The 24,731-nt window shown below is 73.0% G+C and carries 22 protein-coding genes and 1 pseudogene; 13 read left to right on the forward strand and 10 right to left on the reverse strand.

Translation table 11 applies throughout. The features are described 5' to 3' along the window. Nucleotides 1–14: 14 nt before the first annotated feature. Nucleotides 15–860 carry an NTP transferase domain-containing protein gene (locus ACWGB8_RS04725; protein ID WP_452210253.1) on the reverse strand — a complete coding sequence of 282 codons (846 nt, stop codon included), beginning with the start codon at nucleotides 858–860 and terminating at the stop codon, nucleotides 15–17. Between the two features lie 258 nt (nucleotides 861–1,118). Between ACWGB8_RS04725 and ACWGB8_RS04730 the strand changes: the two genes are divergently transcribed. Continuing rightward, nucleotides 1,119–1,412, forward strand: a complete 294-nt coding sequence (locus tag ACWGB8_RS04730) for a transposase (protein WP_452210255.1) — start codon at nucleotides 1,119–1,121, stop codon at nucleotides 1,410–1,412. Nucleotides 1,413–1,653: 241 nt separating this feature from the next. Here the strand turns inward: ACWGB8_RS04730 and ACWGB8_RS04735 are convergent, their stop codons facing one another. Both ACWGB8_RS04735 and ACWGB8_RS04740 read right to left on the reverse strand, forming a co-directional pair. Further along, entirely contained in the window at nucleotides 1,654–2,106 is a 453-nt protein-coding gene (locus ACWGB8_RS04735) for a hypothetical protein (RefSeq protein ID WP_452210257.1), read from the reverse strand. Between the two features lie 588 nt (nucleotides 2,107–2,694). Continuing rightward, nucleotides 2,695–3,600 (reverse strand): arginase family protein, encoded by a 906-nt coding sequence (locus ACWGB8_RS04740; RefSeq protein ID WP_452210259.1) that lies wholly within the window; start codon nucleotides 3,598–3,600, stop codon nucleotides 2,695–2,697. Between the two features lie 241 nt (nucleotides 3,601–3,841). On the opposite strand from ACWGB8_RS04740, the pseudogene ACWGB8_RS04745 reads away from it, so the two are divergent. Beyond that, nucleotides 3,842–3,958, forward strand: a pseudogene (locus ACWGB8_RS04745) (flavodoxin family protein); the annotation flags it as partial. Between the two features lie 8 nt (nucleotides 3,959–3,966). On the opposite strand, the gene ACWGB8_RS04750 reads toward ACWGB8_RS04745, so the two are convergent. Next, a complete protein-coding gene (locus ACWGB8_RS04750) occupies nucleotides 3,967–4,407 on the reverse strand; it encodes a VOC family protein (protein ID WP_452210260.1) in 441 nt (146 codons plus the stop codon). 206 nt (nucleotides 4,408–4,613) lie between these two features. On the opposite strand from ACWGB8_RS04750, the gene ACWGB8_RS04755 reads away from it, so the two are divergent. Together ACWGB8_RS04755 and ACWGB8_RS04760 are read left to right on the forward strand one after the other, a co-directional pair. After that, nucleotides 4,614–4,886 carry a hypothetical protein gene (locus ACWGB8_RS04755; RefSeq protein ID WP_452210262.1) on the forward strand — a complete coding sequence of 91 codons (273 nt, stop codon included), beginning with the start codon at nucleotides 4,614–4,616 and terminating at the stop codon, nucleotides 4,884–4,886. A gap of 446 nt (nucleotides 4,887–5,332) precedes the next feature. After that, complete coding sequence (locus ACWGB8_RS04760; protein ID WP_452210264.1) at nucleotides 5,333–5,944, forward strand: hypothetical protein; 612 nt, start codon at nucleotides 5,333–5,335, stop codon at nucleotides 5,942–5,944. Nucleotides 5,945–5,965: 21 nt separating this feature from the next. Here the strand turns inward: ACWGB8_RS04760 and ACWGB8_RS04765 are convergent, their stop codons facing one another. Next, nucleotides 5,966–7,669, reverse strand: a complete 1,704-nt coding sequence (locus tag ACWGB8_RS04765; RefSeq protein WP_452210266.1) for a glycoside hydrolase family 64 protein — start codon at nucleotides 7,667–7,669, stop codon at nucleotides 5,966–5,968. Between the two features lie 240 nt (nucleotides 7,670–7,909). Then, entirely contained in the window at nucleotides 7,910–9,211 is a 1,302-nt protein-coding gene (locus ACWGB8_RS04770; protein WP_452210267.1) for a ricin-type beta-trefoil lectin domain protein, read from the reverse strand. A 553-nt stretch (nucleotides 9,212–9,764) separates the two neighbouring features. Here ACWGB8_RS04770 and ACWGB8_RS04775 point away from each other — a divergent pair. From ACWGB8_RS04775 to ACWGB8_RS04785, 3 genes are all read left to right on the forward strand, one after another. Next, nucleotides 9,765–10,574 (forward strand): LPXTG cell wall anchor domain-containing protein, encoded by an 810-nt coding sequence (locus tag ACWGB8_RS04775; protein ID WP_452210269.1) that lies wholly within the window; start codon nucleotides 9,765–9,767, stop codon nucleotides 10,572–10,574. A 270-nt stretch (nucleotides 10,575–10,844) separates the two neighbouring features. Continuing rightward, complete coding sequence (locus ACWGB8_RS04780; protein WP_452210271.1) at nucleotides 10,845–11,549, forward strand: hypothetical protein; 705 nt, start codon at nucleotides 10,845–10,847, stop codon at nucleotides 11,547–11,549. Nucleotides 11,550–11,625: 76 nt separating this feature from the next. Beyond that, nucleotides 11,626–12,543 carry a PIG-L family deacetylase gene (locus ACWGB8_RS04785; protein WP_452210273.1) on the forward strand — a complete coding sequence of 306 codons (918 nt, stop codon included), beginning with the start codon at nucleotides 11,626–11,628 and terminating at the stop codon, nucleotides 12,541–12,543. Nucleotides 12,544–12,629: 86 nt separating this feature from the next. Here ACWGB8_RS04785 and sigJ read toward each other — a convergent pair whose 3' ends face one another. Beyond that, on the reverse strand, nucleotides 12,630–13,556 hold the full coding sequence (sigJ, locus tag ACWGB8_RS04790) for an RNA polymerase sigma factor SigJ (RefSeq protein WP_452210274.1): 927 nt from the start codon (nucleotides 13,554–13,556) through the stop codon (nucleotides 12,630–12,632). 168 nt (nucleotides 13,557–13,724) lie between these two features. Here sigJ and ACWGB8_RS04795 point away from each other — a divergent pair, with 168 nt between their 5' ends. Next, complete coding sequence (locus ACWGB8_RS04795) at nucleotides 13,725–14,135, forward strand: hypothetical protein (RefSeq protein ID WP_452210276.1); 411 nt, start codon at nucleotides 13,725–13,727, stop codon at nucleotides 14,133–14,135. Between the two features lie 106 nt (nucleotides 14,136–14,241). Here ACWGB8_RS04795 and ACWGB8_RS04800 read toward each other — a convergent pair whose 3' ends face one another. Next, a complete protein-coding gene (locus ACWGB8_RS04800) occupies nucleotides 14,242–16,518 on the reverse strand; it encodes a DPP IV N-terminal domain-containing protein (RefSeq protein WP_452210278.1) in 2,277 nt (758 codons plus the stop codon). Nucleotides 16,519–16,577: 59 nt separating this feature from the next. Then, the gene (locus ACWGB8_RS04805; RefSeq protein ID WP_452210280.1) at nucleotides 16,578–17,240 is read right to left on the reverse strand and encodes a DUF4097 family beta strand repeat-containing protein; all 663 of its coding nucleotides are present in this window, start codon (nucleotides 17,238–17,240) and stop codon (nucleotides 16,578–16,580) included. 712 nt (nucleotides 17,241–17,952) lie between these two features. Between ACWGB8_RS04805 and ACWGB8_RS04810 the strand changes: the two genes are divergently transcribed. Together ACWGB8_RS04810 and ACWGB8_RS04815 are read left to right on the forward strand one after the other, a co-directional pair. Continuing rightward, the gene (locus tag ACWGB8_RS04810) at nucleotides 17,953–19,365 is read left to right on the forward strand and encodes an MFS transporter (RefSeq protein WP_452210282.1); all 1,413 of its coding nucleotides are present in this window, start codon (nucleotides 17,953–17,955) and stop codon (nucleotides 19,363–19,365) included. A 146-nt stretch (nucleotides 19,366–19,511) separates the two neighbouring features. Then, a complete protein-coding gene (locus ACWGB8_RS04815) occupies nucleotides 19,512–20,216 on the forward strand; it encodes a Tat pathway signal sequence domain protein (protein WP_452210283.1) in 705 nt (234 codons plus the stop codon). Here the strand turns inward: ACWGB8_RS04815 and ACWGB8_RS04820 are convergent. Next, nucleotides 20,209–22,626, reverse strand: a complete 2,418-nt coding sequence (locus tag ACWGB8_RS04820) for an FUSC family protein (protein ID WP_452210285.1) — start codon at nucleotides 22,624–22,626, stop codon at nucleotides 20,209–20,211. The two genes, ACWGB8_RS04815 and ACWGB8_RS04820, sit on opposite strands and share 8 nt — an antisense overlap. 280 nt (nucleotides 22,627–22,906) lie before the next feature. Between ACWGB8_RS04820 and ACWGB8_RS04825 the strand changes: the two genes are divergently transcribed. The 3 genes from ACWGB8_RS04825 (at nucleotide 22,907) to ACWGB8_RS04835 (ending at nucleotide 24,652) form a co-directional block, all read left to right on the forward strand. Continuing rightward, complete coding sequence (locus tag ACWGB8_RS04825; protein WP_452210287.1) at nucleotides 22,907–23,143, forward strand: hypothetical protein; 237 nt, start codon at nucleotides 22,907–22,909, stop codon at nucleotides 23,141–23,143. Nucleotides 23,144–23,308: 165 nt separating this feature from the next. Next, nucleotides 23,309–23,947, forward strand: coding sequence for an FxLYD domain-containing protein (locus tag ACWGB8_RS04830; RefSeq protein WP_452210289.1), 639 nt, complete (start codon nucleotides 23,309–23,311; stop codon nucleotides 23,945–23,947). Between the two features lie 195 nt (nucleotides 23,948–24,142). Beyond that, nucleotides 24,143–24,652 (forward strand): F0F1 ATP synthase subunit B family protein, encoded by a 510-nt coding sequence (locus tag ACWGB8_RS04835; RefSeq protein WP_452210291.1) that lies wholly within the window; start codon nucleotides 24,143–24,145, stop codon nucleotides 24,650–24,652. Nucleotides 24,653–24,731 lie beyond the last annotated feature (79 nt).

Consider the following 24,731-nt stretch of genomic DNA (forward strand, 5'->3'; position numbering starts at 1 on the left):
TCCGGCGGGTTCCCTCACGAACTGATCGCGGCGACCTGGGCACTCACGTACCGCCGCCAGTTCTCCCGGCCGTGATGAATGTTCGCGGGAGTGCCCAGGTCGAGCAACTCACCCCGAAGGTCGTGCGCGTACATGGTGAAGCCGCCGTTCTCGATGGCCCAGGGGAACACGTTGTCGCGCAGTCCCAGTGGACCGTCCTCGTCCACGTGGGCCTTGGCGTACCCCTCGCACACTTCGACGAAGTGGTCCGTCGACAGCACGATCGCGCCGGCACTGGTGAGTGCCAGTTCACCGGGTGCCGCGGGTGACACCGGTTCGCGGCGATCGTAGACGTGCCGAAGGCGCCAGGTGGCGGCATCGACGATGAATCGTCCGACATCGGTGGTGCGAGGGGTGATGTGACTGGTCACGGCTGCCGTCATCGACGGCTCACGGCGGGCGTGTGCCAAGGTCATCTCGGCGACCTCGTCCCAGGGGAGCAGCAGGTCGCCCGGCATCATCAGGACCTGGCCCTGCAACTGCCAGCGCTTGACCGCCGCGAGCACCGCGCCGTCGGGTCCGAGCGGCGTCCGCTCCTCGGAGAAGAGGTAGGAGACGCCCTCCTTCCACACCCATTCCTCGCTCTGGAGGTGCTCGACGATCTGATCGCCCATGTGTCCCACGCAGAACACGAACCGCCGAAAGCCGATCCGCTGCAATTCGCGGCAGATGGTCGACAGGATCGTTTCTCCGTTGTCGAGGCGCAGCAGATGCTTGGGAACGGCGTCGTTGGTCATCTCCCTGGCCCGGGTGGCCATGCCGCCGATCGGCATGGCCACCCACACGCGGCTCAGCTGATCAACTGCGCGATCCGCGGACATGACTCTCCTTGGGAACGATCTGTCCCTGACTGTTCATCAGGCGGATCCGTCCGCTGACCTCCGCAACGCGGAGGCTCTCCAGAAGGCCGGATCACTTGCCTGGTGAACCCTACCTTGCCGCGCCCGGCCGAAAAGTCGATCACAGAAGGTTCCCTGCCCCCGCTGGACGTCGGACCGGGTCCACCGGGACTGAGCTTTGCCCCGCGACGTGGACACCCATGACACTTGGATCTTGTAGGTCCAGGAAGGGAAGTCCAGATGGGACGTCCGTCGAAGTACTCGGACGAGTTCCGGCGTGATGCTGTCGCGTTGTACCGAGCCTCGGGTGGCGGACGCACGTTCGCGGCGGCCGCGAAGGGGATTGGGGTCAACCACGAGACCCTGCGGAACTGGGTGCGGGCCGCCGATGCCGAGGTGGCGGCGCCCGCGCCGGCGCTGAACGACGGCGAGCGGGCCGAGCTCGCGCGGCTTCGCAAGGCCGAGCGCGAGTGGCAGGTCGAGAAGGAGATCCTGCACCGGGCGGCCGCGTATTTCGCACAGGAGATGAAGTGAGGGCCCGCCGCTGGGACTTCGAGAACCCCGAACACCGCTGAGCCCGGCGCGGAGCGGCTCGGGGACGGCGCCGGTGACGTGCGGATCCGGCCGCCCTCGGCCTCGACCGGGCGCGGGGACCGCACCGGCCGGCCACCTGCCCCTCCACTGGTTCGGTGTGGGGCCACCGGGACGCTTCGGGCGGTGCCTCAAAGGTGCAGGAGCCACCGGTCGAACCACGCTGTCCCGGTCCGTTCACCGATCAACTGCGGGACGGCCGTCGGTCGAGCCGTCGACCTCGGATCATGCGTTGGGAAAGGCGCCAAGCGCCGTAGTGAACAGCACTCAATGACCAGAGCGACAGCCAATAGACGGAGAAGCTCATGAGGAGCAGGACCGCAATGCTGAGGGCATGGCCGACGGCAGGCGGTGGCTGAAGTTTGAACAGCAGAACGAAAATCATTGCGGATGCGGCCGGAGAGGCCATGGGTACGCATACCGCCAGCACCTTCCACGAAGTGCCGCCGCGCATGACCAGCCGCTCGAACGCGAAGGCGATGGGAAGGATGAGAAAACTGGTGGCAAGCCCCACGCCGGCGGCGATCAGGACGGCCTCGGCGTAGTCGCTGGCGACAAACGCCTCGTCGATGAGAAAGACTGCCGCAATCGGCAGAGTGAGGACGATGAAAGACGTGACGATGACTGCCGTCGTCATGGCGACGGACAGCAAGTGTCGAACGACCGCCCACCGTCGGGACTCAGGACTGTAGATGGGAGCCGGGCTGCCCAAGGTGGCGGTGGCGTGCTGATCTTCCAGGGACCGGCCGGGCAAAATTCACTCCTCGATGGCGGTTCTCAGAATGTGGGTGGCAGGCTTCGATCAGCGGAATGGTCGAGGCCGGCCGGTGATATTGCGTGGAGCGAGAGCGCCTGCGCCGACGGCTCAGGCAGAGCCCTGTTCGAGCACGGGTCCGGCTGTTCGGCAACCCGGCCCGCCCGAGGGGAATCCCCCGCCGGATCGAGCCGCACCACCCGCGCACGCCCGTGCCAAAAGTTTGGAGCCCCCACCCCCTCCCTGGGTCCTGTTGCCGACGTCGCGACTGCCGGGAACGGGCCCTGGCGCATTCTGCCCGCCTTCGCAGCCGCTGCGCCAGCCTGCGGTTCGGGACGGGCCGGCAGCAGGATGTCGAGCCTCTGCCCGCTGCGCGCCGGCGCAGCGGACCCCGCGGACCAGGCGGCTTGCTGCCGATTTCCGGAGGGGCGGCGAGCGTTCGGAGGAGCTACCCGACGTCCCGGCCGCAGTTCACGGGGTTGCGCGCAGGGCGTGTTGAAGGCTTGCGATGAAGTGGTGGAGGACGGCGGGGTGTCCGGCGGCGCGGGAAGGGTTGAGCTCGCCGATCGAGAGTGCTCGGAAACGCGGGTCCCGGCAGGCGGTGTCCAGCGCCTCGGACACGGCGTCGAGCGTGGGGCCGCTGTTGCGCCCGCCCGTGCTTTCGGCGAGCGGCGCGTCGGTGAAGTCCAGGACGTCGACATCGAGGTGCACGGCCAGGGAACCGGACGGGAGCGTACCGAGGGCCCGTGTCACTTCGGCTCCCGGCGTGGTGGCGAGATCGGTGTACGAGCCCCATCGCAGGCCCAAGCCTCTTGCCTGCTCGCGTTCCCAGGAGGTGGCGGCCTCGGGTTCGATGCCGAGGAGGTGGAGCCGGTCCGGGGTGAGCAGCGGGCGGTGGGCGAAGGCGGCCGCCAGCGGCTCCGCGGCTCCGGGCAGGTCCAGTCCGTGGGCGAGCCCCATCCAGTCGAGGGCGCCCTCGCGGGTGCTCGCGGGTGTGTTGAGGTCGAAGTGCCGGTCGATGTAGAGCAGGCCGGCGTCCGGGTCGCGCGCCGTGAGAGCCGCCATCACGCCCAGCGCGACGGTGCAGTTGCCGCCGATGACCAGGACGTCCGCGTCCTCCTCCAGCGCCCCGGCGACATGGTCGGCGACCGCCCTGACGGCCTGGACCACTGCCGCGAGGTTCTGGGCCCGCGGGTGCTCCGGGTCCGGGGCCCACACGTGTAGCGGCCCGTCCCCTGCATCCCGTACCCGGCGGCCCGCCGCCCTCAGGCGATCGATCAGGCCCAGCTCGCGCAACACGCTCGGTGCGGCCTCCTGGCCGGGTGCGTAGCTGCCCGCACTGGTCGGCGCGCCCACCACAACGAGATCCCGTCGCATCCACCCATCATCGCCGTCCGCCCGGACGGGCGCGAGCGGTCTGCGCCTGCGGGTCACCAGGGGGAGTGGCGATGCCGCAGGGAGAAGCAGGGTGCGGGGGGTGTCGGCATGACCTTGGGTGACCCGGGTGCGGAGCAGCAGTTCGGCGCTTTCCGGCCGCCCGTGTGCTGCACGGACGCGGGCGAGCGGTTCCGCGGTGTCGTACGAGCGGTTCGCCGGCCCCTCGGCTCGACTGGTACTCCTCGTTCACCTGGCCCGCCTCCTCAAGGACACCGGCGGCATCCCCGCCCACGGCAACCAGCGCTCCCAGTGGGACGCCGGCTGCCGCTTCGACTTCGAGAGCCCCGAGCACCGGTAGCGCGGCCGTCAGCCGATCTGTTCGGCCAGGGCGAGGATGATGCCCGAGGGGCCGCGGAGGTAGCAGAGGCGGTAGACGTCCGTGTACTGCGCGACCTCGCCGATCAGTTCGGCGCCGTGGGGGCGCAGGCGGGCGATGGTGTCGTCGATGTCGTCGACGGCGAACATGACCCGGTGCATGCCCAGCGTGTTCGGCGGGGGGTTGTGCGACCCCTCACCGATCGCCGCGGGGTGGTGGTACTGCGCGAGTTCCAGCTTGCCGTGGCCGTCCGGGGTCCGCATCATCGCGATCTCGCTGCGGACTCCGTCGAGTCCGACGGCCTGGTCCGCGAAGAGGCCCTCGATCTTCGCCCTGCCGTCGAGCTCCATGCCCAGTTCGGTGAAGAAGGCGACGGCGGCGTCCAGGTCTTCGACGACGATGCCGACGTTGTCCATCCGCTGAAGCGTCATGACGGTTCTCCCTCTGCGTTGCGCGGCCTCCGAGGCCACCGGTATACCGAAGACGGGGCCGGAGGTCCGTTCCCGACACCCGGAAGTAGGGGTGCCACTGGAGTCATCGGGCGAGCCGCCGGGGTGTCGCCTCGTGGCGTCGTACGGGTTCCGGGTGGCTGGAGCTAGCCTGGCGCACGGGGGCCTTCTGACGAAAGGTGAGGTCCATGGCCCGGTTGGGCAAGGCGACGACCGAAGAGCTCTCAGTCGAGATCTACGGCTTCGACCTGGACGAGGAGGAGCGGCAGGCGTTCGGCTCCGCGCCCGAGGAGTACCTGAGGGGCGTCCTCGAAGCCCAGGGGCACACGGTGAACCGCGTGGTGGTGGACACCCGGATCCTCGGCGCCGGCGACTGCCCCGGGTCGTGGCAACTCCTTCACGTCTTCAGGCCCCCGCACGAGGCGTCGACGTGGATCGTCAGGTGCGAGCTGCCCGTGTAGGTGCCTCGGACAACCAGAAGCCGCGTACTGCGGATCGGGTTGGGAGCGTTCGGACCTCCCCGCCTCGGATGCGGGCATTGGGGAGACCTGCTCCCGCAGGTTCCGCATCTGTTGGATGGTCCTGGGATCGTGGTCGGGTGCCGGTATGACCATCGCACGCATGACGTCCGACCCTCAGCCCCCCCGACTGGTACCCACAGGCGCCTTCTGACTGGTCATGTCGCGTACGGGCGTGCGGTGTTCGGAGTGCCGCCGGCCCGTCGTGGTTCCCGCTGGCTCAGGGGCGGTCGTTCTGGAGACCGAGGATCCGGCTGCGCGCCGATGTCGTGGCCCGCCGGCTGTGGGCAGTGCTGAGCGTCGCACTCGCGACGGGCCGACTGTGCCGGTGCAGGGCCGCCGAGGCCAGGGTGGCCGCGGGTGTCAGTCCCCGCTGGGAGGATGCGGGCATGGCGAACGTGTCACTGGTGACGTACGAGCGGGTAGCGGCGGTCCTGCGGGGGATCGGCATGGTGTCGGGGGAGAAGGCGGAGGCCGTCCTCGCGACCTTCAGCGGCATCGCGGAGGAGGCGTTGGAGCCGTACAGCGTTGCGCTCTCGCTGGTGGAGTTCGGTGCGGCGGTCTCGATCCACTCCGATGACATCGACTTTCTGGAGCCCTCCTACACCTGGCTCCTGGAGGCGGCGGCCGCCGTGACCGGGGGTGCGGTCACTGTCGCGAACGTCCGGCTGCACGAGGGTGAGGCCACGGAGGGCTTCGGGCCGCCGGGGTTCGAATCCCGGGACGACGTCCTGGAGTTCGAGCGGAACGGGCGTGTCGTGTCGATCCCGGCCGAGCACTTCTCGGAGGACTACTACGACGTGGGGGCGGCCGTGGAGGCCGTCGCCGAGGTTTCTCCCGACGACGGCCACCGTGCGTTTCACCTCGTGGACTTCGACCGTGAGCGGAACGGCGTCTACGACACCGTCATGGCGCTGGTGTCACCCGAGCAGGCGCGGGTGTTGGAGGAGAGCCTCGGTCTGAAGATCCCGGGCGCCCGCCACGCCGAGCCGCGTGCGTAGGTGACCCACGGGTCCCGCGGCTCAGGAGAAGACGAACCAGTTGAGGTTGACGAAGTCGGCCGGCTGGCCGCTGGTGAAGGTCAGGTAGACCTCGCGGACGCCGGTGATGCGGGTGAGGTCGGCGGGGACGGTGCGCCAGGTCTGCCAGCCGCCGGTGCTGCCGATGGCGAAGCTGCCGACGGGGGGTGCGGTGGGGCTGCCCAGGCGGACCTGGACGAGGCCGCTGACGCCGGCGGCCGCGCCGGAGGCGACCCGGGCGTCGATGCGGGTGGCGCCGGTGGTGCCGAAGTCCAGGGTGTAGCGCAGCCAGTCGCCGTTGGCGAGCCGACCGACGTCGGAGCCGCCGCCGGTGTCCGTGCACGGCTCGGTCGCGGTGCCGGACTGTGCGCGGTAGGACTCGGCCTGGATGGCGGTGAACGCACTGACCGCGCCGCCCGGCGTGCTCGGGCCCGGGGTCGGGGTCGGCGAGGGGGTGCCGCCGCCGGGTGAGCCGGCCAGGCCGCCGACGGTGACCACGAAGCGGGTCGGGCTGCCGGACTGCACCTTGCCCTCGAAGTCGACGCCGGCCGGGTGCACGTCGTCGTACGGGAACGCGTAGCCCAGCCCGTCGGGTGTGGTCCGGTGCAGGATGCGGGCGTAGTGGTTGGTGCGCGGCCTGGTGTAGAACGCGGCGGGGTTCTCGCCGGTCGGCTGGAGGGCGTTGTCCAGCAGGGTGGTGCGGTTGAGGGCGGCGGCGAGTCGGGCGCTCAGGTTGCCCATCAGGTCGTTGCCGGTGGTGAACGGTGCGTCGCTGCACGAGAAGACGGCCCGGGTCGAGGGCCGGCCGAAGCTGCCGACGCCGGGGAAGGTCAGGGTGTCGCCGTTGACCCGGCCGGTCACGGTGCCCCAGGTGTACTGGGTGTCGATCCGCAGGTCGGTGGTGCGGTACTTGGCCCACACCTGGTCGACGTAGGCGTCGAAGTACCCGCCGAACAGTGCGCCGTTGCCGCGGATCGCCAGGTTGGGGCTGAGCACGCGCAGGTCGGAGCCGCCGCGGTCGACGACCAGCCGGCTCCAGTCGCCGCCGTCGGCGGCGGACTGCGCCCGCAGCGCGCCAGCCACCCGGGAGAGGCCGTCGGAGGGCAGTCCGCGGACCGTCTGGGTGCCCTGCGGGGTCTCCAGCTGGAAGGCGATCGGCAGGCAGACCATGTCGACGAAGGTGATGTTCGCGAACAACTGGTCCTTGTTGAAGGTGAATTCGCAGAAGTCGTGGCGGACGCCGATGTTCGGGTCGGTCGGGTTGACGACCGATGGGAGGGCGAGGCCGCCGCCGCGGTTCATCAGGAAGGTGAGCTTCGCCCCGACCGAGAAGTAGATCCGGCCGCTGTCCAGGTGCGGGAGGGTGACCCTGCGCCCGCCCGCACCCGAGGGGTTGAGCGCGATGGCGCAGTCGACGCCGAGCGGCGTCTGGTCGTTCGCGGGGCTCGGGGGGTGGTGCAGGCTCACGCCGTCGGCCTGGACGAAGGCCCAGCGGCCGCCCGCCGCCGGGTCGCGGCCGACCACGTAGGCGTAGACGGTGTTGGTGCCGGTCGTGTTGACCAGGTCCATCGGCAGGGTGGCGGCGGTCTGTGCGCCGGCGGTGGAGGTGAGCCAGGTCGCGGTGGCGGCGGGCAGCGCGACGGCGGCGCCTGCGGCGGCGAGCAGCGTCCGGCGCGAGATCGGCCTGCGGTGGCGAGGGGTCGTCATGGTGTGGGGTCCGTTCTCCGCGCAGCGGGAGGTGGGGGAGGGGGCGTGGGAGGGGGAGGGCCCGCGCGGCCGGCCGGACGCTGCGGCGGCCGACCCGCGGGGGTGGAGAGGGCGCGCGGGGCTGTGAGGGGTCAGCCCGGGGCGGTCAGGAGTGGGTGGGGCTGTGAGGGGTCAGCCCGGGGCGTGAGGGGTCGGCCCCGGGGCGGTCAAGGGGCCAGGGGTCAGGGGTCAGGTCAGGGGTCAGCCCAGGGTCCACTTCTGGGCGGCGGTGCCGTTGCAGGTCCAGAGCTGCAGGCGGGTGCCGTCGGCCGAGGACCCGCCCTTGGCGTCCAGGCACTTGTTCGAGGCGGGGTTCACCAGGTCGCGTCCGGAGGTGTACGTCCACTTCTGGGCGCCGGTGCCGTTGCAGGTGTACAGCTGCACCACCGCGCCGTCGGCCTGCGAGGCGGCGGCGACGTCCAGGCACTTGCCGAGCGCCCGGACGGTGCCGTCGGTGCCGACGGTCCACTGCTGGGCGGCGTTGCCCGTGCAGGTGTGCAGTTGGATCGGGGTGCGGTCGGCGTTGGAGCCGCCGGCCACGTCGACACACATGCCGCCGATGCCGACGATCGGACCGGTGCGCGGGGTGCCGCCGCCGTCCCAGGTGCTGGTGTGCACGTAGTCGATCACCATGCTCTGCGGGAAGGCCGTGGAGCCGTCCGGACTGCCCGGCCAGTCGCCGCCGACCGCCAGGTTGAGGATCAGGAAGAACGGGTGGTCGTACACCCAGCGCTTGCCGCCCAGGTCCGCGGGGGTGCGGGTCTGGTAGGCGCGGCCGTCTACCGACCAGGTGATCGCCGTGGGGCTCCAGTCCACGGCGAAGACGTGGAACGCGTCCGCGAACGCCTGTCCGGCGGGCAGGCTGTACGGGGCGCCGATGCCGCCGGCGCCGGAGTAGCCAGGTCCGTGGATGGTGCCGTACACGGTGCCGGGCTCGCGGCCGATGTTCTCCATGATGTCGATCTCGCCGTTGTGGGGCCAGCCGACGGTGCCGAGGTCGTTGCCGAGCATCCAGAACGCCGGCCAGATGCCCTGGCCGCGCGGGATCTTGATGCGGGACTCGAAGTGCCCGTACGTCTGGTTGAAGGTGCGGGCGGTGTTCAGCCGGGCCGAGGTGTACTGGCAGGTGCCGTACCAGCAGCCCAGTCCGGGGTCGGTGTTGCGCTTGGCGGTGATGACCAGGTTGCCCTGGCCGTCCAGCGCCGCGTTGCCGGTGCCCCCGGTGTAGTACTGCAGCTCGTGGTTCCCGTAGCCCGAACCTCCGGTCTCCAGCGTCCACTTCGCGGGGTCGACGGCGGATCCGGCCGGCCCGTTGAAGTCGTCGTTCCAGGTCTGTACGGCCGCCGGGGCGGCACCCGCGGGGGCGGAGCCGTCCGGCCGGGTGGCGGCCTGGGAGCCGCCGGCGGTCAGGACGGTGAGCAGTTGGGCCGCCACCAGCGCGGTGGCGAGGAGGAGCACGAAGCCGCCGAGGGACCAACGGCGTTCGTGGGGTGCAGCGACCATGGAATCCACCCTTGTCGTGGGGGTCAGGGGTCAGGAGTCGGTGAGAGCGCTCTCTCTGAGAGTAGCGGCGTCGCCGGTAGGCCGGAATGCTACGGGCGCGCAATGGACATGGCAACGTCATGCAACAGTGCCCGTACGCCTGTGACCAGTGGCTTTTGACGATGCCTCAAGACTTAAGCTTCCCTTAACGTCCTGATCGGGTGGGGAAAGGGTGTGAGAGCGCTCTCGTCCGCGCGGCGGTCGGCCGTACAGCCCGGCGCGCGAATCGGGTCACGAGTCGAGTTGCGGATCCGGAAGCGGTGCCGTGGCCGGTGCGCCGACCGGGGCGTGCGGGCGCCGACACTCCCGGCTGCTTCCGGTTCGGCGCCGCCCGGGGCCGGCGCTTGTTCACCGGATCGTGATTACGGGATGATTCCGGCATTCTATCCTTACTGGTGCACATGCGCTGTCAAGGGACTTGACCAGCGGGGCTCCGCGTAGAAGCCTGGGCCGCCGTCGGGCTCACCGGGGGAGCCCTTCACCCCATCAGCCTGCAACAGTGAGTTGGTAGCCCATGCTCCGTTCCCTCTCCCTCCGTGCGGCCGCCGTCGTGGCAGCCTCCGGGTTGATCGCCGCCCCGGCCGTCGGTCCGGCGTTCGCGGCGGACAGCTCGTACACCGTCCAGCTGCGGCAGAAGCTTCCGCGCACCGCGACCACCGCCGACGGGGGTGCGCCGCAGCAGGGCGGCGAGAAGTGCCCGGGGATCCCCGCCGGCAAGGACGGCTGGCACTTCGTCCTGCCGGGCAACGACGCGCACTTCGTCAAGCTCACCGTCACCTTCGAGCCCGGCGGCGAGCAGGTCGTGACCACCTTCGGCCCGCCGACCGACAAGCACGCGTACGCGGCCTCGGCGCCGGGCGCGAAGCTCACCTCGGCGGTCGCCCAGGTCCGCGGCGGCGAACTCGACCTGTTCAACCTGTCGCACACCTGCCCCGCGGTCGTTCCCAGCGGCACGCCGTCGAGCCCGACCACGTCCGCCACCCCGAGCAGTTCGGCCAGCCCGAGCGCCTCGGTCACGCCGAGCACGTCGACCTCCCCGAGCGCCTCCGTCACGCCGAGTGCGACCGGCTCCTCCTCGCCGAGCGCCTCGACCACGCCGTCGCAGGGTGCCTCGACGGGTGCGAGCCCGTCGGCCGGAACGTCCGGCCCGGCGGCCGGGGCGCCGAGTGCATCGCCCTCCGCCGCCGCCACGGGGGCGGGCTCCGGCAGCCTGGCTGCCACCGGTGCGAGCGTGGGTGCCGCCGCACTCGCGGGTGCGGTGCTGATCGGGGTGGGCGGCGTCCTGGTGATGCGCCGACGCAAGGCGGCTGCCGGCCAGGAGTGACCTCCGACAGCGGCTGCCGTACCCGGCGGCGCTGAAGGCGTGACGGCGGGGCTTCCACGGGAGCCCCGCCGTTCCGTTGTCCGGCCCCGGCTCCGGCTCCGGCTCCGGCTCCGGCTCCGGCTCCGGCGCCGACGCGGCCCGGACCGTGGCACGGCACGGCACGGCACAGCACGGCACGGCACGGCACGGTCCGGGCCAGGGCGGACGGCCGGTGCGGGTGGCGTGGGAGGGCCGGGCGGGCTGACAGTGCGGCATGGCACAGTTCGTCGCATGGACCTCACGACCACCACGCCGCACAGCTGGGACGAGGCCGTCGCCCTCTTCGAGCGCCGCGGCCTGCCCGAGTCCTCGTACCGGAACCTCTACGACGAGGACTACGACGTCCACGCCGGGGACCTGGCGATAGTCGGCCACTTCGACCTCGACGCCGCGGAGCCGGACGGCACCGGCTGGATCGTCGACGGCAACCTCGACGTCACCGGCGCCGTCCTCAACACCGACGACGGCTGCCCCGCGCTGGTCGTCCTGGGCGACCTCCGGGCCGCCGCCGTCTACCTGGAGGGGGACGCCAAGCTCATCGTCCGCGGGGACGTCCACGTCGACGCCTTCGTCGGCAGCATGACCGACAAGCTGGTCATGCTCCACGGCGACCTGCACGCGCGCGTCACCGTGCTGTCCGCCGAGTTCACCCCCGACCTCGTCGAGGGCACCCTGCACGGCCCCGTCCTCGCGCCCGCCTACCTGGCCCCGCCCTCCGGCGGACCGGCCGTGGCCGCCGCGGCGGTGCTCGTGCCCGAGGTCCTGTGCACCGACGCCGATGCCGACGAGGACCCGGACGCACGGCGCGGCTTCGACGCCCCCGGTGTGCACGGCGGCCGGCTGCTGCGCCGCATCGAGGCCGGTCTGCCGGTCACCCTGGCTGCTGCAGCAGCTGTTGCTGCCGCCGGTGACGACGTTGCCGCCGGCCACCGCTGACGGGATATTGCGAGCGCCCGGCCCGCCCCGTGACGCAGACTCGGGCGAGTACGTTCCATACCGGAGGATGATCTTCATGGCCGATCGGCCCTTGACGCTGATGGCAGTGCACGCCCACCCCGACGACGAGGCCACCGGGACGGGGGGTGTCCTCGCGCGGTACGCGGCGGAGGGCATCCGCACGGTGCTCGTCACGTGTACCGACGGCAGCTGCGGTGACGGTCCGGGCGGTGCCAAGCCGGGCGATCCCGGGCACGACCCGGCGGCCGTCGCCGCGATGCGACGTCGCGAACTCGAAGCAAGTTGCGAGGTGTTGGGGGTCGGCCACCTGGAGCTGCTGGAGTACGCCGACTCCGGCATGATGGGCTGGCCGACCAATGACGCGCCCGGTTCGTTCTGGAGCACCCCGGTGGAGGAGGGCGCGGCCCGGCTCGCCGAACTCATGCGCCACTACCGGCCCGACGTGGTGGTGACCTACGACGAGAACGGCTTCTACGGCCATCCCGACCACATCCAGGCCAACCGCATCACCACGGCGGCCCTGGAGCTCAGCGGCCTGACGCCGAAGGTCTACTGGACGACGGTGCCGCACTCGGCGATGCGGCGGTTCGGCGAGGTCATGCGCGAGTTCGGCGCGCTCCCGGAGGAACCGGAGGTGCTGGAGGCGCCGGACGAGCCGACGGAGGGCGCGAACCTGTCCGACGAGGAGGGTGCGTCGGGGGCGTCCGAGGTATCGGACGTGTCGGACGCGCCCGAACTGCCCGCACTTGGGCTTCCCGACGACGAGGTCACCACCTGGGTGGACACCTCCGCGTTCGGCGACCGGAAGTTCGACGCCCTGGCCGCACACGCCAGCCAGGGCGAGAACATCTTCTTCCTGAAGCTGGGCAAGGAGCGGTTCACCGAACTGATGGGCCTGGAGACCTTCGTCCGGGTCGGGGACACCACCGGCGCACCGGTGCCGGAGACCGACCTCTTCGCCGGCCTGCGCTGATCCGGTTCCGAGACCCGGCCCGCCGCCCCTGGCCCCCCGCGCCCGGCCCCGGACCCGGAGGCCGGGCGCGGGGCCGGGGCGGCGGTTCAGGCGGCCTCGATCCCGTTCCAGGGGCGGAGCTTCTCCGGGTTGCGGACGGCCCAGATCCGGCTGATCCGGCCGTCGGTGGTGTCGAAGGCGGCGACGGTGACGGGCACGCCGTTGCGCTGGGCGACCAGGCCGGGCTGCCCGTTGACCGTCCGCTCCAGGAGTTCCAGCCCGGGGGCGATGTCGGCGATCTGGACGAGGTACTGGGCGATGCTCTCGCGGCCCTCGACGGGGCGCAGGACGCTGCTGACCAGCCCGCCGCCGTCGGCGGTCATGGTGGCGTCGGGGTCGAGGAGCCCGAGCAGGGCGCCGATGTCGCGGGCCTCCCAGGCCTGCTTGAAGTCCCGTACCAGTGCGGCCCGGCCGGCTGCCGGGGCGGTCGAGGGGCCGGCGGCCCGGATGCGGCGCCGGCCCGAGGAGGCCAGCTGCCGGCAGGCTGCGGGCGTCCGTCCGACGATGTCGGCGATCTCGGGGAAGGCGTAGCGGAAGACGTCGTGGAGGACGAAGGCCACCCGCTCGGCCGGGGTCATCGCCTCCAGGACGACCAGGAAGGCCATGCTGACCGACTCGTCCAGGGTGATCCGGTCGGCGGGGTCGGCCGGTTCGCTGCCGGCGGCGCGCCCGCCCGTCCACTCGGTGCGGTCCGGCAGCGGTTCGGGTATCCAGGCGCCGACGTAGCGTTCGCGCCGGGCGCGCGCGGAGCCGAGCACGTCCAGGCAGATCCGCCCGGCCACCGTCGTCAGCCAGGCGCCGGGCGAGGCGACGGCCGCCTGCTGCTGCGGTGACAGTGCGTACCAGCGGGTGTAGGTCTCCTGCACGGCGTCCTCGGCCTCGGCGAGCGAACCGAGCAGCCGGTAGGCGACGTTGATCAGGTGCCGCCGCTCGCCGACGACGGCAGCCGGGTCCGGCTGGACTGTGGTGTTCATGGCCGCGACCGCTCCTCGGTTCCTTCTCGTGCCCTGGTTCCTTGTTGCCCTGTTGCTCTCACCCGTTCGACGAATTTCCGCAGCGGCCTCACACTCCGCCGGGCTGCGTCGTCGGACAGTCGAGACCTTATCGATCAACCGCCGCGAGGCAGAAGAGAGGACCGCATCATGGCCGTTGGGACGACGACGACCGCACCGGGCCGGAGCACCTTCCTGGGGGTCGCGATCGCCGCGCAGACCCTGGCCCTCCTCTTCCAGGCGGTCACCGCCGGGATGCTGCTGTCCACCTCCTACGGCGAGACGCTGCACAGCGTCGGGGCCCGGGTCATGTACGGCGCGTCGATGCTCTACGTGCTCGCGGCCGTGCTGGCGTGGCGGCCGGGCGGCGGACCGGCCCGCCCGATCCTGTACTCCACCGGCTTCCTGGCGCTCGCCTCGGTGCAGGTGGTCCTCGGCGTCGCGCACAAGCCGGAGTACCACGTGCCGCTGGGTGTGCTGATGTTCGCCCTGAGCCTCCTGGCGCTGCAGCCGGTGTGGACCGGCGCCCTCGCCGCCGGGCGGCAGCGCCGCGCCGCGTAGCGCGGTACCGGGGCGCCGTACCCCCGCCGAGCCGTACCCCGCGCCGGACGCGGTCGTGCGCGATCGGCACCCTGCGCCGGGACCCTCGGCGGCCGTTCCCCCCTTCTCAGGCGAAGAGTTCGGCGAGGAGCTCGGGCCCGAGGGCGATGGGCGCGGGCCGGTACGCCGGCGGCCGGGTGTCCATCAGTTCGCGGACCAGGAAGTCCCAGCAGCGCTTGCGGACGTAGGTCAGGCAGTCGATGAAGGTGTGCTCGGCGCCGGGGACGATGAGGAGCTCGAAGTCCTTGTCGGCGGCCACCAGACGGTCGGCGAGGCGCAGCGTGTGGTGCGGGTGGACCTGGTCGTCGAGCTCGCCGTGGACGAGCAGGAGCTTGCCGGTGAGGCGGTCGGCCAGCTCGACGTTGGAGGCGCGGGCCCAGGCGTCGGGGTCGTCGGCGCCGGCGTAGGTCTCGACGAAGCCCAGGTTGAAGTGCGGGGTGTCGTGGGGGCCGGAGAGGGCGGCGCCGACCTTGTACACCTCGGGGTGGTCGAGCATCGCCCGGACGGTGGCGTACCCGCCGCCGGAGTGCCCGAGGGCGCCGACCCGGCCGAGGTCCATCCACGGTCGGGTGGCGGCCAGTTGCTGCAGCGCCGCGACGTGGTCGGCGAGGCAGCCGGCGTCGGCGAGCCGGCCGTAGGAGGCGTCGTGGAAGGCCTTGCTGCGGCCGGGGGTGCCGCGGCCGTCGAGCGCCACGACGACGAAGCCGAGGGCGGCGAGCGGTTCGGCGTCGAGGCCCATGCCGCCGGGGTCGAAGCAGGGGGCGACCCGCTCGACCTGCGGGCCGGGGTACAGGTTGTCCACCACGGGGTAGTGCCGGGCGGGGTCGAACTCCCGCGGCCGGTACAGCACTCCGTAGATGTCGGTGACGCCGTCGGCGGCCTTGACGCGGAACCGCTCGGGGGCCGTCCAGCCGGTGGCTTCGAGTGCGGAGACGTCGGCGCGCTCCAGCTCGACCAGGACGCGACCGGTCCAGTCGCGGACGGTCGTCACCGGCGGGGTGTCGACGGTGGAGGCGGAGTCGAGGAAGTACCCGCGGCCGTCCGGCAGGGTGGCGACGTGGTCGAGGTCGTCGTCGGTGAGCCGGGCGAAGCCGGTGCCGTCGAGGCCGACGCGGCAGACGGAGCGCCGGTACGGGTCCTCGTCGACCAGGCCGGAGGCGGTGAAGTACACGACCCGCTCGGCCTCGTCGACGTGCAGGATCTGCCGCACGGCCCACGCGCCGGAGGTGACCCTGCCGAGCGGCGCGCCGGTGCGGAGGTCGTACCGGTAGAGGTGGCCCCAGCCGTCGCGCTGCGAGTACCAGAGCACCTCGTCGGCGAGGACCCGGACGATCGGCGGCTCGTACAGCCACTGGTTGGGCTCCACGCGGGTGTCGCCGGTCTCCTCGACGACGGTGGTGACCTCGCCGGTGGCCGGGTCCATCCGGTGCAGGGTGAGCGTGCGCTGGTCGCGGGGACGGCCGAGGTAGTACACCGCGGAGCCGTCCGCCGCCCACCAGGCCCACTTGGCGGTGATCGGCGACAGGTGCGGCATGAGCAGCGGCTCGGCCTGCGCGCGGACGACCGTGCCGGCGGCGACGTCCAGGACGACCAGTTCGGCCTGCGGCAGGTGCTCGTCGCCGGGGTGTGCGTACCGCTGGGTGTGCAGGCGGGGTGCGCCGCCGTCGGCGGGCCGGGCCTCCAGCAGGTGGGCCTGCCGGACGTTGCGCTCGTCGGTCCGGTGCGCCAGCACCTTGGTGGAGTCGGGGGACCACGCGACGGCGGGCGGCAGGTACGGCAGGCCGATCTTGCGCAGCAGGGTGGCGTTGGCGGTGGAGTCGGGGCCGGTGCCGTACTGGTGGTCGGGGGCGCCGTCGGTGGTCAGCGCCCATTCCCGGCCGTCGGACAGCGAGCGCGCCCACAGGTCGTGCCCGCGCCGGGACACCGCGACCTTGCCGTCGGGCGACGCGGCCTCCAGCGGGCTGCCCGGCGGCGTGAACTCGGCCGGCTCGCAGGTGTAGTCGTCCAGGCTGCAGCGCCAGAAGGCACCGAGCGCGTAGAACTCCACGGCGCCGTCGAGCAGGATGATGCCGGAGAACGGCAGGCCCGCGGGGTCGACCGGCTGGTCGGCGGCGGCGGCCAAGGAGGCGGCGAGGCGGTCGTGGTCGAAGGCCGGCTCCCGGGTGCCCGCCGCGGGGTCGACCAGGACGAACCGGCTGCCCGCAGCGTTGCTGACGGCGTACCAGAACCGGGCGCCGCCGTCGATCCACTGGGGCCTGACCTTGTCACCGACGACGAGCTCGCCGGGGCGGGCGGGGCGGCGGAGGAGCTGCTCCGCGGCCTGGTAGTTCTGTGTGGTGCTCATGTCCGCTCTTTCTCGGTGTGCGGTCGGGGTGGCGGGCTGCCCGGGGGTGGGGCTGCCGGTCAGAGGCTGCGGGCGGTGATGTCGCCGTAGCTGGTGGTGGCATGGATGGCGAGGCCGGGGGTGCCGGTGTTGCGCAGGGTGTTGTGGATGCGGCCGTAGGAGGTGCGGGCGTCGAGGGTGGCGGAGGCGTCCGCGGCGGCGTCGACGGTGATGGAGCCGGCCTCGGTACGCAGGGTGAGGGTGCCGGCAGTGGCCTCGGTGATGCGGATGTCGCCCTTGCTGGTGGTGATCTCGGCGTTCCCTGCGAGGCGGCCGAGGAGGACGTCGCCGGCCTGGAGGGTGACCCGGGCGCCGGCGGCCTCGGCGATCCTGACCGCGCCGTGGGCGCTGTCGTAGGCGATCTCGCCGAGGCGGCCGGCGGTGTGGAACTCAGCGGTGGCGGTCTTGGCCTCGACCGTGGAGCCGGCGGGGAGGTGGACGGTGATCTCGACCGAGCCGGGGGTGCCGATCAGCTTGTTGCCGGCGGTGTTGCGGACGGTCAGGACACTGTCGGCGTAACCGATTTCGGTCTGCTCGGCGGCCTTGACGTCACGGGCCTTGCCGGAGTCGGCGGGGCTGACCTCGACCGTGGTGTCGGTACGGTCCGAGGCCAGGAACTGCACCTTGCCGGCGGGGATGTCGAGGCGGGCGGCGATCGGCGCGGTGGTGGCGAAGGTCTGCATGAGGATGTCTCCGTGGGTTTGTCGGGCTCGTCGTTTCGAACAACGCAAACGCTACGTTGCCTTCGCTGGATGCGCAACAAGATCATTGCGCGAAATGCCGATCTGTGCAGGTGAAAGCCGCAATTTCGTTGCAACTGCCCTGAATGTAATGCAATGTCAGACCAGTGTTACGTTGCAACGATATGAGGGTGAACGCTATGCGCGCGAGCCCGACGGGCGTGCGGGGGTGGGCGGCGACCGCTGCCGGGTCGCCTGCTAACCGGCCGGCCGAGGTGGCGTACGCGACGAGCGGCCCCGACGGAGCGGAACAGGCCGGCTTGGAGCGGTAGTTCGGCGGCCGAGAACCCTCCGTCCGTCGTCGAGGTGTGGCGCCTGCGCCGTGCCATTCGGTGGGGTGTCTGCCCTGGGCCGGCGATCCGCGTCCGGTGGTGGACGAGGCGGCCCTCCTTGCGGCCGTACACCTGGACGATCCGGAACTCACCGCCCGGCTGGCTCCCGTCCGCACCGCGGTCCCCGCCTCCGGTGCCCAGGCTCCGCCCGCTGCCCGCTGCCCGCCGCCCGCTGCCCGCGCCGCGGCCGCCGTGGCCCCCCTCGTGCTCGCTCTCGTGCCCTCGCCCGCCTCCACTGGCGCTGCCCTCGACCGCTACCGAGGAATCTCGACATGAAGTATCTTGATGTCGAGATTGATTGCGAAGGGCGAACGGGGGCTGCCGTGCGGCGGAACGGGAACGGCCTGGTGGCGCAGCTGCGCAGGCCGCCGGGTGGGCGCGATGCCAGGGCGATGCTGCTGGCGCAGTTCGTCGACCGCACCGGGACGGGTGTCTGGGCGGCGGCCTCGGTGCTGTACTTCACCTTCGTGCAGGGGCTGGACGCGCGGCAGCTCGGACTGCTGCTGGGTGTCGCCGCGGTGGCCGGGATCGCCGGGTCGCCGTTGGCCGGCCAGGCCGCCGAGCGGTTCGGCGTGCGCGGGCTGCTGATCACCTCCCATCTGCTGCGCGTGGTGACCACCGTCCTCCTGCTGCTGGTCGACGACTTCGCCGTGCTGACTGCGCTGGTGGCTCTCACCTGTGTCGGCGAGCGCGCGGCCAAGACCCTGGAGATGCTCTTCGCCACCCGGGTCGCCGGTGAACGCCGCGGCGCCTACCAGGCGTTGTTCCGCAGCGCGGCGAACGCCGGCTACGCGATCGGCGCGGGTGTCGCCGCGGTCGGACTCGCCGTCGGCACCACCGGGGCCTACCGGGCGCTGATCCTGGCCAACGCCCTCTCCTTCGCGCTGGCCGCCGCGATCGTCCGGCGCACCCGCGAACCGGGCGGGCCCGACCCGGTGGTCGCCCGGGGCGGGGTGGCGCGCCGGCGTACGGCGAACGGTCGGCCTGCGGTGGACGGCGCGGGCGCGGTGCCGACCGGTGCCGCGCCCAGCCCCTGGCGGGACCGCGGATACCTGCGTTTCGTCCTGCTGGACATCCCGCTCAACCTCGACGACGCGCTGCTCAACGTCGGCCTGCCGCTCTGGCTGGTGCACCACACCGGGGCCCCGCACGCCCTCGTCCCGGCCTTCCTGGCGATCAACACCGTGCTCGTGGTGGTGCTGCAACTCCGCGTCTCGGCCTGGGCGGAGGGGTCTCACGGTGCCCTGAAGGCGCTGCGCCGGTACGGCGCCGCGCTGGTCGCCTGCTGCCTGCTGACGGCCTTCGCGGCCGGGCGCGGGCCGTGGGCCGCCTCGTTCGCCCTGCTGGCCGCGGCCGTGCTGGTCACGCTGGCGGAGCTGCTGCGCTCGGTGAGTTCCTGGGAGTTGGCGGTGAGCCTGGCACCGCCGGACGCCCGGGCCTCGTACCTGGGCGTGGCGGGCATGGCCCAGTCGGTGCAGAAGGCGCTGGGGCCGCTGCTGTTGACCGGCGCGGTGCTGGCGGCCGGCCCGGCGGGCTGGCTCGCGCTCGGGGCCGCGGTGGCGGGCCTCGGCGAGGTCCAGCGCCGGGCGGCCGCGCGCCGGCTCGCGGTCCTGGCTGCCGCGGCCCGGGTGCCGTCCGCGGAGCCTGCTCCGGTACCGTCCGTGGAGCCCGCCCCCGGGGCGTCCGGGGCGGATTGTGGCCCTACTCCGGCGCGCGCCGACACCCGGCACTGCTGACGAATTGTCAGCAACTGCTGCGCAGCTTCTTGACGGTGTGCGGACACGGCTCTACAACGTAGTCAGCTCCCGGTGCGTACGTCCCCCAACTGCCCGGAGAGCGAGTGCCGTTCGCATCTCGCCCCTCACCGAGACGAGGCTTTCCCATGCGTGCTCGCAGCTGTCTTGCCCTGGCCGCCGTCGCCGCGACGCTGACCGTCGCCGCCGCACCGGCCGTGTCCGCCGACTCCGCATCCACCGCCGTACCCGCCCGCGGGGCCGCCGAGGTGGCCGTCCTGACCACCGGCGGGGTGGGCGGCGAGCCGGTCGCGGTCGGCGACGTCCTGGTCGCCCCGCTCGCGGCCGGCACCCGGGCCACCTTCTACTCGACCGCCACCGGCTCCACCGGGGTCTCCTGCGGCGTCTCGCCGTTCACGGCGCGGGTGCTCACCAACCCGGCCTCGCCGGGCACGGCGACGGAGTCGCTGACCGGGCTGACCTTCGGCTCGTGCACGGCGAACGTCACGGGCGTCACCTCCGTCAAGAGCCTGACGGTCGACAACCTCGCGTACACCGTGTCGGTCGGCGGCGGCTCCACCCACCCGGTGGTGCTGACCGCGGGGGCGGCCGGGCCGATCCAGGCCACGGCCGTGCTGAACAGCTGGTTCGGAACCCTCACCTGCACCTACCAGCTCAGCGGTGCGTTCACCGGGACCGCCGACAACGCCGCCCGCGGACTGACCTTCCGCAACGAGTACTTCGTGAAGAGCGGCGGCTCGGGGCTCTGCCCGGGCGAGGGCTACTTCTCGGCGAGCTACGGGCCGCTGACCGACACCAGCAAGCCCGGCAGCCCGCAGGTCTACGTCAACTGACCGCCGGGCGGCGGGGCGCCGCACCGGGGTGCACCCGCGCGAGGTCGTCGAGCAGGCCGCCCAGCCAGACGGCCACGTCGACGGCGTGCAGCGAGGCCGGGTCGGCGGGCAGCCGGGCGGCCAGCACCCGCTGGTCTCGCAGGGCGTCGCGGGCCGCGACCAGGGCGCCGTCCGCGGCGCCCGCGGGGGCGCGGTCGCGCAGCGCCGCCGCCTGGCGGCGGAACGCCTCGGCCACCAGGTCCGCCCGGCTCACCAGCGCCGTCGACCCGCCCGGGACGGCGGCGGCCGAGCCGGGCGGGATCCGGGCCAGCAGCGGTTCGGCACCGCGCAGCGTGTGCTGCCCGGCGACCACGGCGGACTGCCAGTTCGGTTCGCCCTCGGCCGGGCCGTGCCGTTCGCTGCGGTACTGGGCGTACAACGCCTCGGTGAGCAGGGCGTCGTGCCGCACCCGGGGCAGGGCGCCCCGCGCCGGGCCCGTCCCGGTGACCACGGCCACCGTCTCGGTGACGGCCTCGGCGCTCCGGTCGAGCAGGTCGGCGGTGCGCCGGCGCAGGTCCTGGCCGCCGCCGCGCGGCCAGGCGCACAGGCCCGCCAGGATGCCGATCGCCGCACCCGTGGCCACGTTGACTACCCGGGCCTCGGCCAGCCGCCAACTCGCCGGGGCCAACTGGGTGAAGACCATGGACACCACGACGGTGAACGTCGCCTGCGACCACGCCAGCCCGAGCGCCGGCCCGAAGGAGAACGCGAACAGCATGACCGGCGGCAGCGCGGCGGCGTAGAAGGCGGGGTGCTCGCCGACCCCGAGCAGCAGGGCGGCGGTGACGGCGGCCCCGACCGTGGTGCCGACCAGGGCCGGGCGCAGTGTCATCCGGGTGTCGGCGGCGCTGGTCCGCATCAGCGTGAGCGTGGCCAGCAGGACCCAGAACCCGTGCGTGAGGTCGAGCCCGCCGGCGACCAGCCGGGCGGCGCTGAGCGCGCCGGCGGTGCGCAGGGCGTTGCGGAAGTAGACCGAGCGGGTGGTGAGGTTGCCGCGGATCCGGCGCCACCACAGGGCGGGCACGGGTTCGTGGGCGTACCAGAACGGTCCCGGGCGCAGGTCGGGCGGGGTGTCGTCGGGCGGCAGCGGCGCGTGGCGGGCGGCGCGGGTGGCGAGGGCGAGGAAGCGGGCGCCCTCGGCGGCGTTGAGCGCGAGCGAGCCGACGACCAGCCGGGCCACCAGCGGCCGCGCGGGGTCGTCGGACCCGCCCGCACCCGCCGCACCCGCCGGGCCTGCCGCACCTGCCGGACCTGTCGGACCGGTCGGCTCCACCGGGCTCGCCGGGTCCGTCGGACCTGGCGCGCTCGCCGGGTCCACGAGGCTCGCCGGGCTCGCCGGTCTCGCCGGAGCGAATGAGGTCCGGGCCTGCTCGAAGCCGGCGAGCCGCGCTTCGACCGCCGCGGGCTCCGGTACCGGCCCGTCGCTGCGGACCCCGGCCCCGGCTGCGCGGACCGTCCTGGCGGTGTCGGCGAACAGGTCGGCCGCGCCGGGGTAGGGGCCGTCGTCGGTGCCGAGCCGGTGCACCGCCAGCAACTGCGCGGCGATGTAGTGGAGGGTCGTCGCGCAGTGGGTGAGGGCGCGGTCCACCACCCCGGGTGCGGCGGGCCGCCCGCTCACCGGGATCCGGGAGAAGCGCAGTTCGTCCAGCGCCGTCCGGGCGCGCTCCGGCACGTCCTGCGGTCCACCGGGCCCCTCCGGCCCGTCGAGCCCCTCCCGCCTGTCGGGCCCCGCCCGGTAGTCGGCCCGGCCGTCGGCCCGGTTCCCGTCGGGTGTCCGGCCGCCGCAGCCGGCGGCGACCAGGTCGGCCAGCCGGGCCACCGCCTCGGAGGCCCGGGCGATCCGGTCGCGGTAGTCGGTCGGCGCCGGTTCGGGCCACAGCAGCCGTTCGGCCGCGGCGAGCAGCAGCAGGCCGACGGTCACCCCCAGGAGCCGCTCGGGCAGGTCGTCCGGAGCGTACGGCGGGAAGCACGGCAGGATGTAGAAGAGCTGCAGTCCGTTGGCCAGCCCCACCAGCCGTGGCCCGCCGACCGAGCCGAACGCCACCGCGAAGCCGACCCCCGCCATCCCCAGCGCCGCCGCCCAGTCGTGCACCGCCAGGACGGTGCCCACGCCCACCAGCACCCACGCGAAGGGCAGCGTCAGCAGCAGGGTCCGCACCCGGGAGCGCGCATCGCCGTCCACCCGGGCGAGGATGCCGACCGCGACCGTCCCGAACAGCGCGTACGTGGCGGTCACCGGCTGCTGGAAGCCGTAGCGGAAGGTGTAGAACCCGGCGCAGGCCGCCGCGGTGACCCGCACCGCGCGGTGCGCCACCGCAGGTGCGGGGAGGGCCGGGCGCGGTAGGTGCGGCCGGCCGGGCAATCGGGGCATCGCACCTCGCTCCCGTGAGGCGTCCACCGACCCGTGCGGCAGGGTGCGTCGGGCCGCCACCGCTCGGACCGTCCGGGGCGCCGGACACCACCACCCTAGGAGGACGGGCCGCACCGTGCAGGCCCGGCACCGGCGTTCGGCGGATCACCGGGCCCGGGTCGGTCATCGCGTCCGCACCGGTGACCGGTCACCGGGCCCGGGGCGGTCGCCGGGTTGCCTCGGGCACCGAGGACGGGTCGACCACCGGGCGCGGGCCGGGGCGGGCCGCGATGCTGGAGGGGTGAACGTCATCACCGTCGTGGAGCACCCCGTCGACCCCCGGCTCACCACCGTGCACGCCGCCGTCGCGGATCCGGACGTGCCCGGCGCGGCCGGCCCGGTCACGGCCTGCGGCCTCGCCACCCGCGGCATGGTCACCGACCCGTGGCGCCCCGTCCGGCCGGAGGACCGCTGGTACCCGCCGGAGCTGCTGGAGCGTCTGTGCCCGCTCTGCGACCGGGCGGTCCGCCTCGCCTAGGACCGGGCAGGGCCAACCCGCCCGTCCGCGTCGTCCGACTACCCGGATGGTCCAGCAGCGCTCGTCGCGCCGTGCCGCGGGAGCGAAGCATGGGAGGCGCGAAGACCGGCCCCGGGTGTGTGCATGCCGACGGTGCGGGCCGGACGGCCGGAAGGGTTGCACGAGATGCGAAAGCTGTACCGGTACCAGGGGGTCGGACAACGGCGGGTCAGGACGCTCGCCGCCGCCGCGGCGACCTCGGGGGTGGTGATCCTGCTCGTGGCGGCGTCCTGCCGCACCTCGCCCTCGCTGTCCGAGCCGCCGCACTCGCCCTCCCCGACGACCCTGACCGCCGCGCCCGACCCGGCCACCTTCTCGGGGGTGCCCGCGTCGGCACTGGCTTCGCTCGCCGCGTCGATCAAGGCCGATTCGTCCTCCCGGGCGGCGGCCGCGGCGTCGGCTGCCGCCACCTTCGACGCCTCGGTGAGCGCGGAGACGGAGCGCGTCCGTGCTCAGGCCACCCAGGTCCTCCAGGGGGTCCAGGGCACCGGCAACGCCCTCGGCGACATCACCATCACGGGCATTCCGCGCTCCAGCACCGGCGGCCTGCACGCCGTGACGGTGACGATCGTCAACAGCACCAGCGCGACTGCCTCCTACGCCGTCCAGGTGGACTTCCTCGACGTCGACGGGAACACCGTGGACACCTCCGTCGTCGGCGTCGAGAACCTTCCGCCGGGCGAGACGGCGACGCCCATGGCGTTCAGCCGTCAGCCGGGCGACCTGAAGCTCCTCCCGGTCGTCGCGAAGGCCCAGCGCTACTGAGGTCCGGCTCCACCGAGGCCCGGCCGGCACAGGTCTCGGCCGCACGTCGGTCGGCGCAGCAGGGGACGGCACCCGGACGCGGGTGCCGTCCCCTGCTGCGCGCGTGTGTCCACGGCGCCCGTGGCTGCGTGATCTCCGGCACGTCGGCCGGACAGGCCTTGACATTGACTGACCGTCAGACAGTACGTTCACGATATGGGTGACATCGGACCACTGAAGCCTGACGCGGTCGAGCTGATCGTCGGCCTGACCGTCTTCTTCCTGATCTTCGGCATACTCGGCCGTGTCCTGCTGCCCCGGGTGGAGCGGGTGCTCGCCGAGCGCCGGGACGCCACCGAGGGCCGCATCGGACGCGCCGAGGCCGTACGCGCCGAGGCCGAACAGGCCCTCGCCGACTACCGCCGGGAACTCGCCGACGCCCAGCGCGAGGCCGCCCGCATCCGGCAGGAGGCCGCCGAGGAGGGCGCGGCACTGATCGCGGCGGCCCGCGAGGAGGGGCAGCGCGAACGCGAACGCCTCGTCGCCGACGCCCACGCCCGGATCGCCGTCGACCAGGCGCTGGCCGCCGTCTCGCTGCGCTACGACGTCGGCGAACTGGCCCTCGACCTGGCCGAGCGCGTGGTGGGCGAACCGCTCGCCGCTGTGGCCGCCCGGCGCGGCACCGTCGACCGCTTCTTCGACGAACGGGCCGGCACGGCGAACTGAACGCGCGAAACCGGACGCGCGAGCGCCGCGCCGCGCCGCGCGAAGCCGGACGTACGGGCGCCGCGCACGGCCGGTGGGC

This window comes from Kitasatospora sp. NPDC054939 (genome assembly GCF_053610105.1).

Bases quoted from the DNA above. Each gene is read 5' to 3' on its own strand.
- ACWGB8_RS04835 (WP_452210291.1), top strand. From the start codon at position 24,143: ATGGGTGACATCGGACCACTGAAGCCTGACGCGGTCGAGCTGATCGTC.
- ACWGB8_RS04765 (WP_452210266.1), bottom strand. From the start codon at position 7,669: ATGACGACCCCTCGCCACCGCAGGCCGATCTCGCGCCGGACGCTGCTC.
- ACWGB8_RS04735 (WP_452210257.1), bottom strand. From the start codon at position 2,106: ATGACGACGGCAGTCATCGTCACGTCTTTCATCGTCCTCACTCTGCCG.
- ACWGB8_RS04815 (WP_452210283.1), top strand. From the start codon at position 19,512: ATGCGTGCTCGCAGCTGTCTTGCCCTGGCCGCCGTCGCCGCGACGCTG.
- ACWGB8_RS04780 (WP_452210271.1), top strand. From the start codon at position 10,845: ATGGACCTCACGACCACCACGCCGCACAGCTGGGACGAGGCCGTCGCC.
- ACWGB8_RS04820 (WP_452210285.1), bottom strand. From the start codon at position 22,626: ATGCCCCGATTGCCCGGCCGGCCGCACCTACCGCGCCCGGCCCTCCCC.
- ACWGB8_RS04805 (WP_452210280.1), bottom strand. From the start codon at position 17,240: ATGCAGACCTTCGCCACCACCGCGCCGATCGCCGCCCGCCTCGACATC.
- ACWGB8_RS04795 (WP_452210276.1), top strand. From the start codon at position 13,725: ATGGCCGTTGGGACGACGACGACCGCACCGGGCCGGAGCACCTTCCTG.
- sigJ (WP_452210274.1), bottom strand. From the start codon at position 13,556: ATGAACACCACAGTCCAGCCGGACCCGGCTGCCGTCGTCGGCGAGCGG.
- ACWGB8_RS04730 (WP_452210255.1), top strand. From the start codon at position 1,119: ATGGGACGTCCGTCGAAGTACTCGGACGAGTTCCGGCGTGATGCTGTC.
- ACWGB8_RS04725 (WP_452210253.1), bottom strand. From the start codon at position 860: ATGTCCGCGGATCGCGCAGTTGATCAGCTGAGCCGCGTGTGGGTGGCC.
- ACWGB8_RS04830 (WP_452210289.1), top strand. From the start codon at position 23,309: ATGCGAAAGCTGTACCGGTACCAGGGGGTCGGACAACGGCGGGTCAGG.
- ACWGB8_RS04755 (WP_452210262.1), top strand. From the start codon at position 4,614: ATGGCCCGGTTGGGCAAGGCGACGACCGAAGAGCTCTCAGTCGAGATC.
- ACWGB8_RS04800 (WP_452210278.1), bottom strand. From the start codon at position 16,518: ATGAGCACCACACAGAACTACCAGGCCGCGGAGCAGCTCCTCCGCCGC.
- ACWGB8_RS04750 (WP_452210260.1), bottom strand. From the start codon at position 4,407: ATGACGCTTCAGCGGATGGACAACGTCGGCATCGTCGTCGAAGACCTG.
- ACWGB8_RS04785 (WP_452210273.1), top strand. From the start codon at position 11,626: ATGGCCGATCGGCCCTTGACGCTGATGGCAGTGCACGCCCACCCCGAC.
- ACWGB8_RS04740 (WP_452210259.1), bottom strand. From the start codon at position 3,600: ATGCGACGGGATCTCGTTGTGGTGGGCGCGCCGACCAGTGCGGGCAGC.
- ACWGB8_RS04775 (WP_452210269.1), top strand. From the start codon at position 9,765: ATGCTCCGTTCCCTCTCCCTCCGTGCGGCCGCCGTCGTGGCAGCCTCC.
- ACWGB8_RS04770 (WP_452210267.1), bottom strand. From the start codon at position 9,211: ATGGTCGCTGCACCCCACGAACGCCGTTGGTCCCTCGGCGGCTTCGTG.
- ACWGB8_RS04760 (WP_452210264.1), top strand. From the start codon at position 5,333: ATGGCGAACGTGTCACTGGTGACGTACGAGCGGGTAGCGGCGGTCCTG.